The following is a 17,187-nucleotide window of genomic DNA, read 5'->3' as shown; positions in this document are numbered from 1 at the left end:
CATCCGCCGGCAGGAAGGCCGACGGTACACGTGGCCATGAGGCATGACGGATCGCGCGTCGGGATATCCGCGGGACTGTTACTCCGCCGCACCGGCGAATGCCGCACCTGTCTTGTCCAAAAGAGCCGTGGCTGCGATAGCCCTGCGTGGGTGCGTCTTTACCAGGGGTGCAGGCATGTTGCGCTGGTCGGGCCGCCAGCGCCGATGACCGTGACGGAAGGCCGGACATGACCGATCGCGCGCGTCCTCCCGCGCCTGCCCTTTGCACCTCACCGCATCGATGCCGCCGTGCGGGTCTGCGCACGGGGGCTGCATGATAGGACGCGACCATCGCTCGACACGCGGCGACGCCACCACCACCGGTGCGTTGCGACGGCGACGGCGCACGCCGGTCTGGCTGTCGCTGCTGTGGAGGGTCGGGCTGGTCCTCGCGCTGCTCGGGATCGCGCTGGCGGGCCATTGGCTCGATCGTGCCGGCCTGCGCGACAATATCGACGGCCACATCAGCTTCGCCGATGTTCTGTACTTCACGATGATCACCGTCACGACCGTGGGTTACGGCGATATCGTGCCGGTGACGCAGCAGGCCCGGCTGTTCGATACGTTCGTGGTCACGCCGATCCGGCTCTTCGTGTGGCTCATCTTTTTGGGAACCGCCTATGACTTTCTCCTTCGACGTGTGTGGGACGGGTGGCGGATGCGCGTGATCCAGCAGCGGCTCAGCGGCCATACAATCGTCACCGGCTTCGGCACATCGGGCAGCGAGGCCGTGGCGGAGCTGATCCGGCGAGGCGCGGATCCCGCGAGCATCGTCGTCATCGACGAACGTGCGGCCGCTATCGAGATGGCCGAGCGGCTGGGTGTCAACGTCATGCAGGGTGATGCCAGCCGCAACGCGACGCTGGATGCGGTGCAGGTCGCCCGCGCGAAGGCGGTGATCGTCTCAGCCGGACGCGACGATACGTCGATCCTGATCGTGCTGACCGCGCGCGGGCTGGCGCCCGGCGTACCGCTAAGCGTGGTGATCCGGTCGGAGGACAACGAACCACTCGCCCGGCAGGCCGGCGCGACGACGGTCATCAACCCGGCCAGCTTTGCCGGTCTGCTGCTCGCCGGCTCGACGCATGGCGAGCATCTGGCCGATTACATCGCCGATCTCGCCGCGCACGGCGGCCGCGTCGCGCTGCACGAACGCGACGTCGCACCGGCGGAGGTGGGCCGGCCGCTGTCCACCCTCACCACCGGGCTCGGTGTTCGCCTGCATCGGGGCGGGACCGCGATCGGCTTCTGGGAACCGGAGGCGCAGCGGCTGGAGATCGGCGACCGGATCGTCGAGATCGTCCCCACGGAGCGCCTGTCATGACCGTCGCCGCATCGGATCGCCCCGACCCCGCCGGGCGCCTCGGCCGGATCGCGCTCTACCGCTGGTGGCGGCGGTCCGTGGTCGGGCGCGTCGATCACGAGGCGGTGCTGGCGCGCGTCATCGAGGAAAGCGGATGGAGCCCGCGCTTCGCCTTCATGACGATGATGTCGGCAGGGATTGCGGTGCTGGGGTTGCTGCTGTCGTCACCGGCAGTGGTGATCGGCGCGATGCTGATTTCGCCGCTGATGAACCCGATTCTGGGCTTCGGCTTCAGCCTGGCGCTGTTCGACTTTCGCGAGTTGCGGCGATCGCTGAAGGCGCTGGTGATCGGGTCGGTCGCGGCGATCGCCTTCACCGCGCTACTGGTGCTCGTATCGCCGTTGCAGGCACCAACCGCCGAGATCGTCGCGCGGACGCGGCCCAATCTGTTCGACCTGGCGGTCGCGCTGTTCGCCGCGCTCGCCGGCACCTTCGCGATCATCCGTGGGCGTGGCGACACGATCGTCGGCGTGGCCATCGCGACCGCATTGATGCCGCCGCTCGCGGTGGTCGGCTACGGCATCGCGACCCGCAATGCGCCGGTCGGCATGGGCGCCTTCGCGCTGTTCGCCACCAACTTCATCACCATCGCCCTGTCCGCCACGGTGATGGCGCGCTTCTACGGGTTCGGCCATCATCTGTCGCGACGGCAGAGCTGGGTGCAGACCGGCCTGCTGACATTGGTCTTCATCGTCATGGCGATCCCGCTGGGCATCTCGCTCAACCGGATCGGACGGGAAGCACTCGCCACCGCGCAGACGCGGTCACTGCTGTCCGATCGGTTCGGCGCGGACGCGCGCGTGACGCAACTCGACATCGATTTCACCGCCCGGCCCATCGTGGTGCGTGCGGTCGTCATCACCCCGCGCCGTTCGATGCAGAAAACGCGCGCGATCCAGGCCGCGCTGGCGCAGCAGCTGGCCCGGCCGGTGCGGCTGAACCTCGACCAGATCCTGCTCGGCGCAGGCGCCGACGCGCTCGCCGCCCAGCGCGAAGAGCTGCGCCAGGCAGGGGAAGCGACCAACACGGCCGCGCAGCATGTTACCGATCTGGCAAACAGTATCGCGCTCATCACCGGCGTCGCGCCCGATGCAGTGACGATCGACCGGGACCACCATCGCGCCATCGCACCCGCCGCCCCGCTACCCGGCGCCACCGTCGCGACCTATCGCATGCTGGAGCGCCGCGTCGCGCAGCAGAGCGAGGATTGGGACGTGGCGATCGTGCCGCCGCAGGGGCCGTTGCCGGAGATCGTCTTCGCCGACGGCTCCGACACGCTCGACGCCGACGCCGGTGACGCCGTCGCGACTTCGGCTTGGGCGGCGCGACGCTGGAACGTATCGACCCTGGCCGTGCCGGGTCTGCCTGCCGGCGCACCGCCCGCCAATCCGAATCTCGATACGCGGCGGGCATTGTCGATCGCCGCCGCGTTGCGCCAGCAGGGCGTAGCCGCAACCCCTGCACCGGCTGCGGGTCGCCGGTTCGCCCTGACGCCCGCCGCAACACCCGCCCCATGATTCCCGGACGATCGAAGGACTATTGATGGCAGAGATCGGACTGACCGAATTGGGAACGATGCTGATCGTCGCCTCGCTGGTGGCGATGGTGTCGCGGCGGATCGGCCTGCCTTATACGGCGGGCCTCGTGCTGGCGGGCATCGGCCTTGCCTATTTCCCGGTCGGTGCCGACCTGCCTTTATCGCGCGAGCTGATCTTCAACGTCTTCCTGCCACCGCTGATCTTCGAGGCGGCGATGCAGCTGCGCTGGTCGCGCTTTCGGACGGAGATGCCGCTGACAATCGTGCTCGCCTTTCTGGGCGTTGCGATCAGCGCCGCTATCGTCGCGGGCGGCATGCATCTGCTGCTCGGCTGGAGCGTGCTGGGCGCAACGTTCTTCGGCGTCCTGATCGCCGCGACCGACCCGGTGTCGGTCATCGCCGCATTCAAGGAGATGCGGGCCGAACCCCGGTTGAGCATGGTCGTCGAATCCGAAAGCCTGCTCAACGACGGCGTCGCCGCCGTCGGCTTCGCGATCCTGATCGGCGTCGCGAATGGCGAGGCGCTCACGACCTCTGGCGCCGCGCTCGCCCTGTTATGGACGGTGGCGGGCGGCCTTGCCATCGGCGCTGTCATCGGCTTCATCGTGCTGACCGTCGCGGGCCGCACCGAGGATCATCTGGTCGAGGTGACGCTGACCACCGTCGTCGCCTGGGGATCGTTCCTGCTCGCCGAACACGTCCATGCCTCGGGCGTGTTCGCCGCGCTGGCAGCCGGGCTCATCGTCGGCAACCTCGGCCCGCGCGGGTCGATCTCGGTCGCCGGGCGACAGCATGTCCAGGATTTCTGGACCTATGCCGCCTTCCTCGCCAATTCGTGCCTGTTCCTGCTGATCGGCAGTCATGAGGCGCACCAGCCCATCGCGCTCGTGTCGCTGCCGCTGGGGATGGCCATCGTCCTGACGCTGATCGGTCGCGCGGCGGCGGTCTATCCGCTGGCGTTGCCCTTCGTGCGGTCGGGGCTGCGATTGCCGGCGACCTATCAGCATGTCCTCGTCTGGGGCGGGTTGCGGGGAGCGGTCGGGCTGGCGCTGGCCCTGGCGGTGCCGGCCACCGTTGCGGAGCGCGGGCAGATCGTCGTCGTCACGTTCGGCGTCGTCGCCTTCTCGATCTTTGCGCAAGGTCTGACGATGCCGTGGTTGCTGCGCCGCTGGCGCCTGACCGGATCGGCCGACGCGGACCATTGATGCCCCGGAACCCCGGATCGATCCCGGCGCTTGAACGCGCGAGGAAGGGGGCGACGTTGACCCGATGGCAGTGGCTTATCCGCCTGCTCAGCCGCAGGATGTGGTTCAGGGCGGCGCTGGTCTGCGCCTTCGGCGGCGCCCTTGCGCTGACGGGCGCGTTGGTGGGGCACACGATATCGTACGACTTCGCCGCGAAGATCGGCTCGAAGTCGGTCGACAACATCCTCACCATCCTGGCGTCCAGCATGCTCGCCGTGACGACCTTCTCGCTGAGCGCGATGGTCTCGGCCTATTCGGGCGCGACCAGCACGCTCACCCCGCGTGCCGTGCAACTGCTGATCGACGACAGTACCGCGCAGAATACGCTTGCGACCTTCCTTGGCAGCTTCCTGTTCGCGATCGTCGGCATCATCGCGCTGTCGACCGGGCTGTACGGCGAGACCGGGCGCGTGATCCTGTTCTTCGGAACGATCGTCGTCATCCTGTTCATCGTCTTCACGCTACTGCGTTGGATCGAACATATCGCGCGGTTCGGCCGCGTCGCGGATACGATCGATCGGGTGGAGCGCGCGGCGCTGGCCGCGGTCGACACGGTCGCCATGCCGTTGGCCCTGGATGCACGGCCCGACGGCTCGCCCCCTCGCGGCATGATCGCGATTTGCCCGGAGACGGTCGCGCGGGTCACTCATGTCGACCTCGCCGTGCTGGGCGAGATCGCTGAGGCCGTCGATGCCGACATCCACATTCTCGCCCTGCCCGGCAAGCTGGTGGAACCCGAACAACCGATAGCCCTCGTCTCCCGTACGTGCGACGATGACCGTATCGCGCGTATCCGCTCGGCCTTCACCCTGTCGCATCACCGAGCCTTCGACCATGACCCGCGGTTCGGCCTGATCGCTCTGTCCGAAATCGCGTCGCGGGCGCTGTCCCCCGCGGTCAACGATCCGGGCACGGCGATTGCGGTGATCGAGGCGGGTGCCCGCGTCCTGCGGCGGATCGTCGATCATCAGGCCGATGTGTCGTCTTTGCCCGCTCGGGTGCATGTTCCTGCCATCCACCTCGCCGACCTGCTCGATGATTGGTGCCGCCCGATCGCACGCGACGGTGCCGCCACGATCGAAGTCGGCATACGTCTGCAAAAGGCTCTTGGTGCGCTAGCCGGGCATGCCGAGGACGCCCGTCCCCTCATCCGACGCGAGGCGCAGGATGCCGTCGAGCGCGCAAAGGCGGCATTGACGAGCAGCGCTGACCGGGCGGCAATCGAGCGGGCCTATGCGTCCTGTTTCGGTCAGGGTTGACTCACAAACGGTCGTTTAGCGGCGATGTCCGTGTTCCCCAAGCGAGCCGCTCCTGGACGCTGAGGGCGGCCATTTCGGATGGATTAGTTCCCGCCTCGCTTCAGGTTGCTCTCCCCTGCGTCGGGTTTTACGACGGAGCAGTTCATATGGCTTACCCCGCAAGTCGCGGCCGCCATGAAAGCCGGGCTCTCGATGGAACTGGTTCGCGGATAAATAGAGATAGTCACCGGGACCGATCGACAGGGTATCGGGCCAGTTGATCGGGGATCGCTGCCCAGCGTCGATCGGTGACCGCGATCGAGCAAGCGGCTCGGTTTGTGTTCATAGTCACCGGCAAAGACAAGCCCTCGCAGGTGCCCCGTCGAGGCGGCGGACACTCGCCATGCCTACGCAATGGACCGAGACGTTTCTCCAGCTTGATCCGGGCGATCGCTCGATCAATACCGGACGCCTTCACGCAGTCGTCTCCGATCGTGAGCGTCGCGAACCCCAGCGCGCCAATGATCCCCGGAACGCCGCCCCCTAACGCCAGCAGCACCGTCACGACCACCACCATAAGGACCGTGGCGAAGGCGTTGGCGATGTTGTTGACCGCGATCGTCCGAGAACGTTCCGCCGGGTCGATGTCCGCTTGAAGGGAGGGCGTAGAGCGGCACGATGAATACGCCACCCGATAACGCTGGACCGATCAGCCCCGCCAGGATCGGCCAACCGCCCAAACTTACCAGAAACGCCGATATGTCGGCACCGGCCACCGCGATTGAGACGCTGCGCGTCACGATCCACAATGCGATCAGGGATGCAGCCATGCCCAGTGCGGCGATCGGCTCGTAGCCCGCGGTCACCTCGCCACCGAGCAGCTTGCTCACTGCCAGCGATCCGCCGGCGGCCAATATTGAGAAGACGAGCAGAGACAGGGTCACCGGACCGGCGCCGGCACCCAGCGTACCGCTGACCAGCGGCGCGAACTCCGACATCAGGATTGCAACGAAGGAGAAGAGCCAACTGATGCCAAGGATCGGCGGCCACACGCCGCGACGCGCCCGCGCTACCGACAGAATCGCAACCGTGCTGCGCGACACGTTGCGTTCAATAACAAGCCCCCGTGCCGCCGCCGGCGCGCTCGGCACCGTCAGACTGGCGACGAAGCCGACCGCCGCTACCGCCACGGCCACGAACGCGGCTTTCCACCTCGGGATAAGGCCGCCGAGCAACTGCCTAGTCACGATCGCCAGAAACGTTCCTACTTCGAACAGCCCGGTGCTACCCATCAGCTCGTCGCGATCCAGATGCCGCGGCAGGATCGAATATTCGACCAGCTCGAACGTTATCGGGTGCATATCCATCAGGAACAGATAGGCGAGCAGCACCGGCACCGATTGGAACGAGAACCCGCCCAGCACCAGCATCATAATGCCGATCTCGACAGCCTTTACCGCACGAACCTGCGCCGCCTTATGCCATTTATCGTCAAATTGACCGGCAAAGCCCAACAACAGGAAGTAGACAAAGATGAAAAGGCCTGTGGCGATCTTGCGTGGGCATGAACCGGACTTCCCTTCGTTCTAGGCGATAGCGGTGAAAGTTTCATGGGTCTCGTCGGGCAGGTAGCGGCTGTAGAGCCAGCCGACGCCGATCAAACTGAAGCCGAGCGCGGCGAAGGACGCGATGCGCGCCAGACCGTCGAGGCCGGCGGCGTCGAACAGGAACACCTTCACGACCGCGACCAGCATCAGCGCAAGGCTGGTGAGGCGCCAGTCGCGGGCGCGGCGAACGATCCCGACGCACAGGAACGCACCCGCCAGCAACAGCGCTAGGATCGATCGCGCGATCTGCTCGCCTGCTCCGGTGCCGGTCGAAAGTAGCATCGGCGTGTGGCTGACCTGCCGGAGGAGCGTGAAGGCGGCGACGACAATCAGCAGCATCAGCGCGCCGTCACGCTGGCGGACCGCAGCGGGCAGCAGCCGCAGCATCGCCCAAAGCAGCCCGCCCATGATTGCATAGGACAGCGCCAGCCATGGCCCCGGCTGCTGCAGCTCGATCAGCGGATTGAGGACGATCCCCGTGAACCACACGCCATGGCCAAGCGCCGCCGTGCCGAGGGCAATGGCGGCATCGTCACGCCGCCATCTCCACGCGGCCACCGCGGCGATCGCCAGCATCCCCTCCCAAAGCGTCCGCTCCATCATCGACCGAGCGAGAAACGAAGCATGACTGTCGATCCCGACCACCCGCACCAGCACGACATGCGCCGCGACCACCAACAGCACACCCGCGCCGATGGCGGCACCGCGCCGGACTACACGCGGGGATGAGAGGAGACGCAGCGCCACCAGCAGCGCCCCACCCGGCAGCGCGATCCGTAGGAAAGCATTACCCAGACTCGGCCAGGCGTCGACGAGCACCACGGCCCCCGTAGCGGCGACCAATGCCGAGCAGCCCCAAGCCAGCAGCGGTACAATCGTCCAGCCCGTGGCGATGGCACCGGCCGCCAGCGTGGCGGGTAGAACGGTCGCGCGGCGCGAAACGGCGATCGCACACAGCATGACGACGGGTACGAGCGGCAACATGCTTCCCGACACGACCTGTGCCATTGCGCCATAGCCGATCAGCACCGCTGCCGGCTGCATCACCGCTGCCCGCGTGCCCGTTGAGCGGATCGCCAGACCCAGCCCCACCATGGCGGGCACGATCCACGCGGCGACCTGTCCGCTCCCCGCCTCGCCGAACGTCCGGCCGATACCTTCGCCGACACCGACACCCAGCAAAGCCATCGTTGCCGCGCCGAAGACCCAGCCCGCGCGCTCTATCCGCCGGTCATCCGCCAGGTCGGCGAGCGTCATCATCGCGGCACACAGAAGCGCCGCCGCCGACGCCCACCCTGCGAAGGGCAGCATCTGCGCCGCGGCCAGCGCCAGCGCCCCCGCCGCCGTGATTACCAGCGTCGCAAAGCGCGTATCGTCAGCTCGACCGGCCGCGCGCCATCCGCGCACCGCCACGCCCGCCGCCAGAGCGGCGCCGACCAAAGCCACGAAGCCGACATGATCGAAACGCAGGGCTGGCAGCACGCCGATGGCCACCGCGACGGCCGCCACCATGGGGGCATCGACCGGCCGGGCATCGTCCCGCCACACGCGCAGGGCGGCGGGAACCGCGTGGATGGCAACCAGCGCCGCCAGAAGCGCTCCCATCCCCGCGACGGTCGGCGCGGGCCAAGCGACCCCGAGCAGGATCGCCACGCCCAGCGCCAGCGCCGGAAGATCTGCGAACAGTGGCTCTCGTCGCGACAGGCAAAGGATCGCCAGCGAGATCAGCCCGAACAAGCCCCAGTCAAGCGGTGCGAACCCGCCCAGAGCGACCAGCGCGGCCAGTTGCGCGCAGCCGAGCACGGCTGCCGCGACGCGCAGAAGCGCGGCACGGTCGCCGGCCAACAGCAGCGGCAACGCGATGGCGAGCGCCAGCGTGTAGAGGCCGACTGACAGCGCCGCCGCCAGATCGAGCGCACCGCCCAGAATCAGCAGCGTCCCCCACCCGAAGCCTCCGGCCAGCGCCAGCGCGCCCAGCCACCACCAACGCTGCTGCCGTCCCAGCGCGCACAGCCCGCCGACGGTCAGCGCCAGATACAGTGTCAGCAACGGCACGTTCGGCTCGCCGGCGCCGACCAGCGCCGGCGCCGCCAGACCACCCACAAGTCCGAGCAGCGCACTGGGCGCGCCGAAACGCGACGCCAGCGAGCCAGCGAGCCCTGTCACCAATGCCAAGGCGACAAAGGCCGTGCCCGGCCCGATCAAATCGTAAAGATGCGTCGCCGCCAGCGTCACCGCATAGAGCGTGGCAATGCCGGCGCCCGCCAGCGACTGGCGCACCCGCGGATCGCGCACCACGGCCTCGCGACGCATCGCCACTTCCGCGCCACCGATCAGGCCGGCGCCGAAGATCAGCCCGAACACGACCCGCACCCAAGGCGAGATAAGGCCCGCCTCGATTGAGTAGCGGACGACCAGCACCCCCGCGACCGCCAGCGTCAGCCCACCCGCCCAGATCGGCAGCCGCCGCCCGAACACATCCTCGAAGCGCGACGACGGCGGCGGAATCTCGATCGCCGCCAACTCCGCCACATATGCCTCCTGCGGGGGTTCGACGACCGGCGCTGGGGCCAAGACCACTGGTTCGGCGATAGGCTCCGCCGGGCGATACTCGGCATCATCCAGATCGGGGAACGACTCGGGCGGGAGGTACATAGACGGCGGAGCGGCCACTGCCACCGGGGCCGCCGACGCCGCGAACCAGTCTTCCAGCGTTTCGACGCGGTCGCGCAGCCGCCGAACTTCCTGCCATAGCAACCCAATGGCCACACACCCGACGATCAACAGCAGCAGCGACATTGCCGACCTCCTCGATTCGCCGCCACGCTACCATAAATAAAGCAGTGCTCAATATATAAATTGGACAATGCTCAATTATGGGCCTATCGCCTTTCCATGGGACGTCGATCGGATCACAGCCGCGCCGAGCTTGAGGAGCTGATCCTGTCGACAGGGTCGGCGCTGATCGCCGAAGCCGGATTGGGCGGCTTCTCCGCGCGCGAAGTGGCGCGACGGATCGGCTACTCGATCGGCACGATCCACAACGTCTTCGGCACAGCCGACCGCCTGATCGCGGCGATCAACACGCGCAGCTTCGCCGCCTGGGCAGGATCGCTGCGTGAACGACTGGACGCCACCGGACAGGACGGCGACCGGATCGCGGCGCTGGTCAACGGCTATTTTGGGTTCGCGCGCGAACATCCGCACCTCTGGACCGCGATCTTCGACCACCGCCTGCCCCCCGACAGCGGACTGACAGAGGCCGACGAAACAGGCCGCAGCCTGCTGACCCGTATCGTCGTCCAGGAGATCGCATATGCTGTCGACTGCGAAGCCGACGACGACCTCGCCACCCTCGCGCGATCGCTAATCGCGACGGTGCACGGTCACTGCGCCTTCGCAATCAGCGGCGCGTGGGCTTTGATGGGCGAAGCAGCGCCGGAGGCGGCGGCTCTGGCACGCGTGCGGGAGGTACTCGCCGCTCGATCTGCGCACTGATCGATCTGCGTGACGGACAAGATGATTATCATGACGAGCCACTCTTAGTCATCCATGGCCCATCGCAGCACTCGGACGCAGCCCGGTCGGGCATCGTCAAGCGGAAGCTTCACGCCCTCGAAATATCGCTCACCGACGAGGGCAACGCCCTCCTCTCGCTCCAAATGGCATGCGACCAAGAAAGTGCAGCCAAGCTCGCATCGCGTTCTGATCCACGCTCTCCGGATGGACGCCAATCTTCGGGCCCAGAAAGTCCTTGATGTGGTTCTCGACGCCGGACCGCCTGCGAGGCGGTGGATTCAGAGCGACGTCGGAGAACTGTTCATCCCGCTTCCAGAGTGTCACCCAATTGTGGGCAAAGGGGAGCGGCATTGCCCGCATCGCCTAGTATTCCGAGGGTGTGGCCTCACGGTCATTGCATCGGCAATCGACAGTCCCATAATATGGGAGCCGCAGCATAATGGCTTCGTGGAATCCCTCCATGGTCGCTTGCGCGACGAGTGCTTGAACGAGCGCCTATTTCCATCGCTGGCTGCAGCGAGATGAATCATCAGGGCATGGCGGACGGATACAACACCGTGCGTCCGCACGGCAGCCTCGGCGACATGACACCCGCCGAGTTCACGAACCGTCCCAGCCACGGGCTAAGGACACGCAAGATAATTTATCAGCGGCCTGAAAACGGGGAACAGGTCATTCGGGAAGGCATATCCTGCAATATCAATCATCGCTGGCAGACTACCGGCTTACGCTATGTCCGCTAGTGAGCGACACCTGCCAAAGGCAGGACCCCAAAACGGCCATTTACAGGCCGGTTCGATGTTTTCCACTTCTGCCGTTCGTTCTCCTAAAAAGGATAGGCAGCGGAGCCAGCTGGCGGCTTCAGAGGTCATCGATGGCGATCCCCAGCTGGGTAATACAGCCACGTGGCGGGTGGTATCGGTACGCCATCATGATAGTCTCGACGGATGCTAGCCAACTTTCTAACGCCGGCCTATCTACCGTTCGCGATAGCGTTCTTCGTCATGATCGGAATTGGCCTGATCGAGGCTGTCGGGCTGGGGCTTGGCCATCTCGACCTGAGTGCTGACGTCGGCGTCGATGGACATCACGGTGTGCTAGACTGGCTGGGGCTAAGCGGCGAGTTGCCAGTCCTGATCTGGCTGACCTCTCTACTCGGATGCTTCACCCTGACCGGGGTTGCCATTCAGCAGGGGGTCTCCTCTTTTTCTGGCGCACCGCTGACATGGCCGCTGGCTTGTATCGGTGCGCTGATCGGCGGTGGCCTCCTCAACATCGGCGCTGCTCATGGCCTTGCCCGGATCATGCCGGGCTTTGAAAGCAGCGTGATCTCGACGGACGATTTGTTGAGACGGCGCTGCACCATTCTGGAAGGCGCTGCGCGGCGCGGGGCCCCTGCCCGGGCCAAAGTCGTGGACCAGCACGGACAGGCCCATATCATCATGGTTGAGCCGCACGATGATACGGCCGTCATTGGGACGGGTCAGCGTGCGTTGCTGGTCCGCCGTGAGGGGCAGATATTTTTCGCCCTAGCCGAAGATGATTCTCTTCTTCGATCGATCTGATACATGTGACGACTAAAAGGGGGGAACACATGCCTGCATCGCTACTGAACGTCCTGATCTACGCAGGCATCGTGTTGTTTGCCTTCATGGTCATCGGCATCATCCTGACCCGTCTTTACCGCCGTGCGACCAAAGATGTCGCGCTGATCCGAACCGGCTTCGGTGGCGAAAAGGTGGTGCTCAACGGCGGCATCATGGTCATCCCCGTTCTTCACGAGCTGATGCAGGTCCGCCTGACGACAGTGAAGCTGGAGGTGTCGCGGCTCAATAAGGATGCGCTGATCACGCTCGACAAGCTGCGGGTCGATGTCGTCGGCCTGTTCCATATCAAGGTCAAGCCCGACGCGGAGTCAATCGCAGCTGCCGCACAGACGCTCGGCGATTCGGTGAACAATCCGGATGCAGTCAAGTCGCTGCTCGATGGCAAGCTGGTCTCGGCGTTACGGTCGGTAGCCGCAACGATGACGATGGAGCACCTCCACGCCAATCGCGCAGACTTCATCCAGAAGGTGCAGGAAGCGCTACTCACCGATCTCGACATGAACGGGTTCCATCTGGAGTCGGTGTCGATCACGCATTTCGACCAGACTGCCTTTGAGCATTTCAACGAAAACAACGCTTTCGATGCCGAAGGTTTGACGGTGCTGACGCGCACCATTGAGGAGCGCAAGAAGACCCGCAACGATATCGTCGCGACCAACCGAGTGGCGATCGAGCAGCGAAACCTGGAAGCCAACAACCAGTCGCTCGAGATCGCTCAGGCTGCCGAACAGGCGCGGTTGCTTCAGGAACAGACGCTTTCCGCGCGCCGCGCCGAGCAGGCCACCGCGATCGCGACGGCTGAAGCGGAACAGACCCGCCTCGCCGAAATTGCCCGGATCACGGCCACCCAGGCACAGACCGTAGCGCAGACCGAGGCGGACAAGGTGATCAAGACCGCCACGATTGCGCGCGATGGCGCGATCCAGACGGCGACGATTGAGCGCGACCGTACGATCGAGATCGCGCGCATCACGACCGCTGTGCAGACCGCGCAAAAGTCTGAGGAAGAGTCCACCGCAACGGCCGCCGCTAACGAAGCGCGCGCGCTTGCAGTCCGCGCCGAGGAAAGTGTCGCTACCGCCAAAGCAACGGAAATCGCCAATCGCAACAAGAACGTCGCGGTGATTGCCGCGACGCAGCGCGCGCAGGAAGAGGCCGTTCAGATCACCGTCGCCGCCACTGCTGAGAAAGAGGCTGCGGAAGCCCGCGCAAGTGCGCTTCGCACGGAGGCGGTGGCTGAAGCCGATGCCGAAAAGGCACGCGCCGAAGGGCGTGAGGCTGCCTTCAAGGTTGATGCGGCCGGCCAAGCTTCGCTGAACGAAGCCACCAACATCCTCAGCGATGCACAGACCGCACTCCTGATCCGCAAGGCTATGCTAGAGGCCCTGCCCGCGATCATAGCCGCTGCCAGCAAGCCTATGGAGAACATCGATCGGATTAGCATCGTCGATGCTCGCGGCCTTCACGGCGAGGCGCCGGCCGGCGAGCCAGGCGGCAACGGCGGTCAGGTCAATTTGGCAGATGCGGCAGTCTCGGCAGCGATGCGATATCGGGTGGGCGGTCCGTTGATCGATGGGTTGATGGCGGAGCTCGGCATCGCTGGAGGCTCTCTCAATGGGATGCTTTCGGGGACAAGCGCAGCCGTTGAACCTTCACAGAGGTCAATGCCGCTCAACGGCGTGGGTCCGGCAAAGAATGATCCTGCTTCAAGACCAGCCTGACCCAGTTGCGGTCATTCGCGGCGGACTGTCGCCTCTCCACATTTAGCCGTTCATCCATCTCTGCGGCGGCAGGCGATCAAGGCGGGCAGTGGGCTTGGGGCACGTTGCCGCCTTCTCGAAGACGATGGCAGACCGTGCGGAAAGTCGCTGACGAATTCCATCGGTTTGCGGACAGGCGTATGCTGCGGTAAAGCTACCAAAACGCACAGATCCGTACCGAACACTGGGTTCGCCTGTTGGACGATCTCGACCTGATGGAGCCTCGCCAGGCCGGGTATCAGCCCCACGAGGACGCCGAACCGGTGCTGCTGCTGGATTATGTCGCGATCAACCGCGACCGGCTCGAAGCGCTGGATAGCGCGGCGGTGGCGCAGTTGCAGGCGCTTGGCGGCTGGGGGCCTGCCTATGCCCATCTGCTCTCCGCCGGCAATTGGGAACGCCTGACGCTCGCCGCGGAACGCTAAGGCCGGTCTTTACTAAAAGCCGCTAGACGCACCGGCGAACCGCTTACGCCTTGCCGCTGGCGATCGCGACAGGCGCCGTCGTGATCTGGACCTGTCTTGCGCTCGACGCCCTGATCCGGCGCCGCGCCCGGCCCGACCGGGCGGACATCGCGAACGTTCGCGACCTTCAGCACGAAAACCGCGCGACAATGGACGATCAGGCCCACCGTCTGGATCGGCTGGAAACCATCGTGACGTTCCTGGCCGCCCAACCCGCCCTCGACACCGCCGAGCGCGAACTGGCGAGGGCGGCAGCGGCGGTCGAACAGTGGGATTCCCTGTCAGAAACCCTGCCGATCTAATATGAAGCCCGGCGGACTTGGGCGGAATTGGCAGAACGCTTTGTTCCCGGCTGCACCAGCGATGCCGACATGCCAACGCCCGACCAGCTGAGCAATGCACGCGACCAGCTCCCGATTACAAAGAACTTTTCCAGTGGAGATCTGAAAGCCGCAACGCACTATCTGGTACGGGCTGATCAAACACATCAGGCTTTACGCTCACTTCGATGGTACGGATCATCTTTGACTAAAGATCAGCTATGGCCCAACCTCGATCGACATCCTGAGGAGTGACCAGCCGGACGAGGTCGGCAGGTGGACGATGCCGGCCGCACGCCGCGCCCTGAGTCGAAGCGGCTGTTCGTCACCGGCGATGCGTGAGAATGCCGCCGTCGGGAACCGGCATCTGGTTCATGGCATGGAACTGCCGACCACGTCGTTCTCGCTCGGCGCGTTAGCCGGCAAGGTCACCGAGATGGCGGCGCGCTGAACACGAGCGGTCAAGGGCCGCGACAGGTCGGCCTTGCCACAGGCCGGGCGCGTAGCCACCGTTGCGAGATGACGAAGAAATCGGTGATGTCCGACGACTATGCCCGTGGGCGGCGGGACGGGCTGCGCCTGGCGATATCGATCCTGGCGGCAGAAGAGGCCAAATGGGACGCGCTGCTGGGTGAAAGCCCATCCTGGCGCACCAACGCGACGCGCACGATCCGCCACAAGGCCTATCAGGTCGCGCGAACGCGCGTGCAGACCGCGCTGAACCGCTTCCTGCCGAGGCTCGGGTCCGAGCTACCGGTCGAGGTCGCATCGATGATCGATCACGCCGGATTGTAGGCTGGTGCCGTTGGTGAGGTCTCGTCTTCGGACAGATGCCGCACGGACATCGCCGCTGCGCCGAACGTCCGCCCGGCAAACCACCTCAATCGGTTAACGGCGAAGGCTCGAAACCGGCCAGCAGGGCGGCGACATCGTCGTACAATGCCACCGCGCCGCCGTCCCGCAGCGTTTCGTCGCTAAACTTGCCTGATCGGACGCCGACGGCTGCGATGCCGCATTTGGCGGCGGCTTCGATGTCATATGGCGTGTCACCGCGCGGCCGAGACAGATGAACGGCTTCGGATTGGTCGAAAGCGGAATGTCTTTTCTTGGGCTTGAGCGAACGAGAAGCTGAACCAGGCTTCCGGCGATGGCCCGCGCCGACTCGTTACATCATCGCTCGCGGGGGCCGGAACGGAGATACCATTCGACGACCGCCATGTTCGGCACCCAGCAAAGCCATGCAACCACGGGATATGAGGCGGCGAAGCCGATCCCCAGGACATCGGATAGCGGCAGGTAGATCCGCAAGGTGACAGCCGCGAGCGTAAGCGCGAAGGACCGGACCATCCAGCGTCGGTGGGACGCGATGCGGCCGGAAAGAACTGCACGCAGCGCGACGCCCGTCGTTAGCAGCCATGCGATGCCGAGCGTGCCGAAGCCGATCCCCGTAACCGGCCCCGTCGATACGCCGGTCGCCAGGATCAGCGCCGACACCCCGCCGATCAGGCAACCCGCGACATAGATGCGGCCGAGAATCCGGTGGAGGAAGGGCTTGTCCTGTCGGAGATTCGGCAGGAATTGCACCGGCCCTACGAGCAATGCGGTTGCAGCCCCGGCGGCATGAATGACGATCCAGGGGCCGAAACGGCTGTTGGCCGCGATGACAGGTGGCATGGACCCCGCGGCGAAAAGGTAGCGGTAGGAAAAGATCGCAATCCCGACGCTCAGAATCGTCATACCGGCCCACGCGACCTTCTGCCCCCATGTCGTCGGAGCTGATCGCGTCGTCACGAGCACACAGCGATCCGCCTGAACCGCTGGTCGATCAGCAGCGTGACATGTTGCAAGGCGTGTGCCCCGACCAGAAGTTCCGGATAGCGATCCGACACCCGCACCTCCACGTCCGAAAGCGTGGCTGCGCCGATGCGGAACGGCCCTTTCACTATCGCCTTGCCGGTGCTGACCGTCGTGTTGGTCAGCTTGCCTTGGCCGGCCGACTGGAGGGCACCACCGCCGACACGATCGAACAGCGCTTTCGGCAGCACGAACGACACGTTGGCACCTGTGTCGAGATTGCCCTCCGTCAGGGTATCGCCAATCGTCACCGGCACCCGGAAGGCCCGCTCGTACGACATGACGCCATTGCCCTCACCGGAGAGCGCGATGGCGCGCGTGAAGGTGAGGCGACGAGCCGGATAGTCGATGACCAACAGGCCATCGCCGAAGAACGCGCGCCCCAGGATGCCGGAGAACGCCGCTTCGGGGCTAAGCTTGCTGCTATAGTCACGGGTGACGACTTCGAGATCGCGTCGGACGAAGTCGCCGAGCGCGACGGATGCCAAGCGAACAGTCCGGACTTCCGCCGTTGCCTGTCAATCGGCGTCCAAAAAGGACCCCCTATCGGCGTGCAAAAGGGACCCCCTTCGTCGAGCAGCGTAACGGGTATGACGGGCGCACTGTTCGTGCTGGTTGCGGCGTAGGGCGGGCGT

15 protein-coding genes and 2 pseudogenes are annotated in these 17,187 nt (G+C 65.5%); 12 read left to right on the top strand and 5 right to left on the bottom strand.

The features are described from left to right. Positions 1 to 313 precede the first annotated feature (313 nt). From ACP690_RS06545 to ACP690_RS06530, 4 genes are read left to right on the top strand one after another with little or no spacing between them, the layout of a single operon-like run. On the top strand, positions 314 to 1,363 hold the full coding sequence (locus tag ACP690_RS06545) for a potassium channel family protein (protein ID WP_426255856.1): 1,050 nt from the start codon (positions 314 to 316) through the stop codon (positions 1,361 to 1,363). Then, positions 1,360 to 2,919 carry a DUF389 domain-containing protein gene (locus ACP690_RS06540; RefSeq protein ID WP_426260537.1) on the top strand — a complete coding sequence of 520 codons (1,560 nt, stop codon included), beginning with the start codon at positions 1,360 to 1,362 and terminating at the stop codon, positions 2,917 to 2,919. Before ACP690_RS06545 ends, ACP690_RS06540 begins: the two co-directional genes overlap by 4 nt. 25 nt (positions 2,920 to 2,944) lie before the next feature. Further along, complete coding sequence (locus ACP690_RS06535) at positions 2,945 to 4,144, top strand: cation:proton antiporter (protein WP_426255854.1); 1,200 nt, start codon at positions 2,945 to 2,947, stop codon at positions 4,142 to 4,144. A gap of 56 nt (positions 4,145 to 4,200) precedes the next feature. After that, positions 4,201 to 5,442, top strand: coding sequence for a DUF2254 domain-containing protein (locus ACP690_RS06530; RefSeq protein ID WP_426260536.1), 1,242 nt, complete (start codon positions 4,201 to 4,203; stop codon positions 5,440 to 5,442). Positions 5,443 to 5,879: 437 nt separating this feature from the next. On the opposite strand, the gene ACP690_RS06525 is transcribed toward ACP690_RS06530, so the two are convergent. Both ACP690_RS06525 and ACP690_RS06520 read right to left on the bottom strand, forming a co-directional pair. After that, positions 5,880 to 6,938, bottom strand: a complete 1,059-nt coding sequence (locus ACP690_RS06525; RefSeq protein WP_426260535.1) for a hypothetical protein — start codon at positions 6,936 to 6,938, stop codon at positions 5,880 to 5,882. Between the two features lie 69 nt (positions 6,939 to 7,007). Continuing rightward, complete coding sequence (locus ACP690_RS06520; RefSeq protein ID WP_426260534.1) at positions 7,008 to 9,827, bottom strand: DUF2339 domain-containing protein; 2,820 nt, start codon at positions 9,825 to 9,827, stop codon at positions 7,008 to 7,010. Positions 9,828 to 9,923: 96 nt separating this feature from the next. Between ACP690_RS06520 and ACP690_RS06515 the strand changes: the two genes are divergently transcribed. The 8 genes and pseudogenes from ACP690_RS06515 (at position 9,924) to ACP690_RS06480 (ending at position 15,493) form a co-directional block, all read left to right on the top strand. Further along, entirely contained in the window at positions 9,924 to 10,526 is a 603-nt protein-coding gene (locus ACP690_RS06515; RefSeq protein WP_426260533.1) for a TetR/AcrR family transcriptional regulator, read from the top strand. Between the two features lie 447 nt (positions 10,527 to 10,973). Continuing rightward, positions 10,974 to 11,158, top strand: a pseudogene (locus tag ACP690_RS06510) (integrase core domain-containing protein); the annotation flags it as partial. 336 nt (positions 11,159 to 11,494) lie between these two features. Next, positions 11,495 to 12,112 carry an OB-fold-containig protein gene (locus ACP690_RS06505; RefSeq protein ID WP_426260532.1) on the top strand — a complete coding sequence of 206 codons (618 nt, stop codon included), beginning with the start codon at positions 11,495 to 11,497 and terminating at the stop codon, positions 12,110 to 12,112. A 29-nt stretch (positions 12,113 to 12,141) separates the two neighbouring features. Continuing rightward, positions 12,142 to 13,875 (top strand): flotillin family protein, encoded by a 1,734-nt coding sequence (locus tag ACP690_RS06500; protein WP_426260531.1) that lies wholly within the window; start codon positions 12,142 to 12,144, stop codon positions 13,873 to 13,875. A gap of 206 nt (positions 13,876 to 14,081) precedes the next feature. Then, a pseudogene (locus ACP690_RS06495) lies at positions 14,082 to 14,339 on the top strand (SapC family protein); the annotation flags it as partial. Positions 14,340 to 14,389: 50 nt separating this feature from the next. After that, positions 14,390 to 14,680 (top strand): hypothetical protein, encoded by a 291-nt coding sequence (locus ACP690_RS06490; RefSeq protein ID WP_426255847.1) that lies wholly within the window; start codon positions 14,390 to 14,392, stop codon positions 14,678 to 14,680. A gap of 301 nt (positions 14,681 to 14,981) precedes the next feature. Continuing rightward, positions 14,982 to 15,149 (top strand): hypothetical protein, encoded by a 168-nt coding sequence (locus tag ACP690_RS06485; RefSeq protein WP_426255846.1) that lies wholly within the window; start codon positions 14,982 to 14,984, stop codon positions 15,147 to 15,149. An 86-nt stretch (positions 15,150 to 15,235) separates the two neighbouring features. After that, entirely contained in the window at positions 15,236 to 15,493 is a 258-nt protein-coding gene (locus tag ACP690_RS06480) for a hypothetical protein (RefSeq protein WP_426255845.1), read from the top strand. 85 nt (positions 15,494 to 15,578) lie between these two features. Here the strand turns inward: ACP690_RS06480 and ACP690_RS06475 are convergent, their stop codons facing one another. The 3 genes from ACP690_RS06475 to ACP690_RS06465 all read right to left on the bottom strand — a co-directional run bounded on the left by ACP690_RS06475 (position 15,579) and on the right by ACP690_RS06465 (position 17,040). Next, a complete protein-coding gene (locus ACP690_RS06475) occupies positions 15,579 to 15,764 on the bottom strand; it encodes an HAD family hydrolase (protein WP_426256045.1) in 186 nt (61 codons plus the stop codon). Between the two features lie 104 nt (positions 15,765 to 15,868). Further along, positions 15,869 to 16,435 (bottom strand): DUF2306 domain-containing protein, encoded by a 567-nt coding sequence (locus ACP690_RS06470; protein ID WP_426255844.1) that lies wholly within the window; start codon positions 16,433 to 16,435, stop codon positions 15,869 to 15,871. 50 nt (positions 16,436 to 16,485) lie between these two features. Beyond that, entirely contained in the window at positions 16,486 to 17,040 is a 555-nt protein-coding gene (locus tag ACP690_RS06465) for an aspartyl protease family protein (RefSeq protein ID WP_426260530.1), read from the bottom strand. Positions 17,041 to 17,187: the final 147 nt, after the last annotated feature.

Source organism: Sphingomonas sp. DC4900 (assembly GCF_049896485.1).
In the GTDB taxonomy this organism is placed as follows: Bacteria; Pseudomonadota; Alphaproteobacteria; order Sphingomonadales; family Sphingomonadaceae; genus Sphingomonas; species Sphingomonas aquatilis.
The sequence above is the reverse complement of the archived record's forward strand: the minus strand, read 5'-3'. Positions and strand labels throughout refer to the sequence as shown.

Coding starts and splice junctions, on each gene's coding strand:
- ACP690_RS06540 (WP_426260537.1), top strand. CDS start 1,360: ATGACCGTCGCCGCATCGGATCGCCCCGACCCCGCCGGGCGCCTCGGC.
- ACP690_RS06470 (WP_426255844.1), bottom strand. CDS start 16,435: ATGACGATTCTGAGCGTCGGGATTGCGATCTTTTCCTACCGCTACCTT.
- ACP690_RS06520 (WP_426260534.1), bottom strand. CDS start 9,827: ATGTCGCTGCTGCTGTTGATCGTCGGGTGTGTGGCCATTGGGTTGCTA.
- ACP690_RS06515 (WP_426260533.1), top strand. CDS start 9,924: ATGGGACGTCGATCGGATCACAGCCGCGCCGAGCTTGAGGAGCTGATC.
- ACP690_RS06480 (WP_426255845.1), top strand. CDS start 15,236: ATGTCCGACGACTATGCCCGTGGGCGGCGGGACGGGCTGCGCCTGGCG.
- ACP690_RS06535 (WP_426255854.1), top strand. CDS start 2,945: ATGGCAGAGATCGGACTGACCGAATTGGGAACGATGCTGATCGTCGCC.
- ACP690_RS06485 (WP_426255846.1), top strand. CDS start 14,982: ATGCCGGCCGCACGCCGCGCCCTGAGTCGAAGCGGCTGTTCGTCACCG.
- ACP690_RS06500 (WP_426260531.1), top strand. CDS start 12,142: ATGCCTGCATCGCTACTGAACGTCCTGATCTACGCAGGCATCGTGTTG.
- ACP690_RS06505 (WP_426260532.1), top strand. CDS start 11,495: ATGCTAGCCAACTTTCTAACGCCGGCCTATCTACCGTTCGCGATAGCG.
- ACP690_RS06545 (WP_426255856.1), top strand. CDS start 314: ATGATAGGACGCGACCATCGCTCGACACGCGGCGACGCCACCACCACC.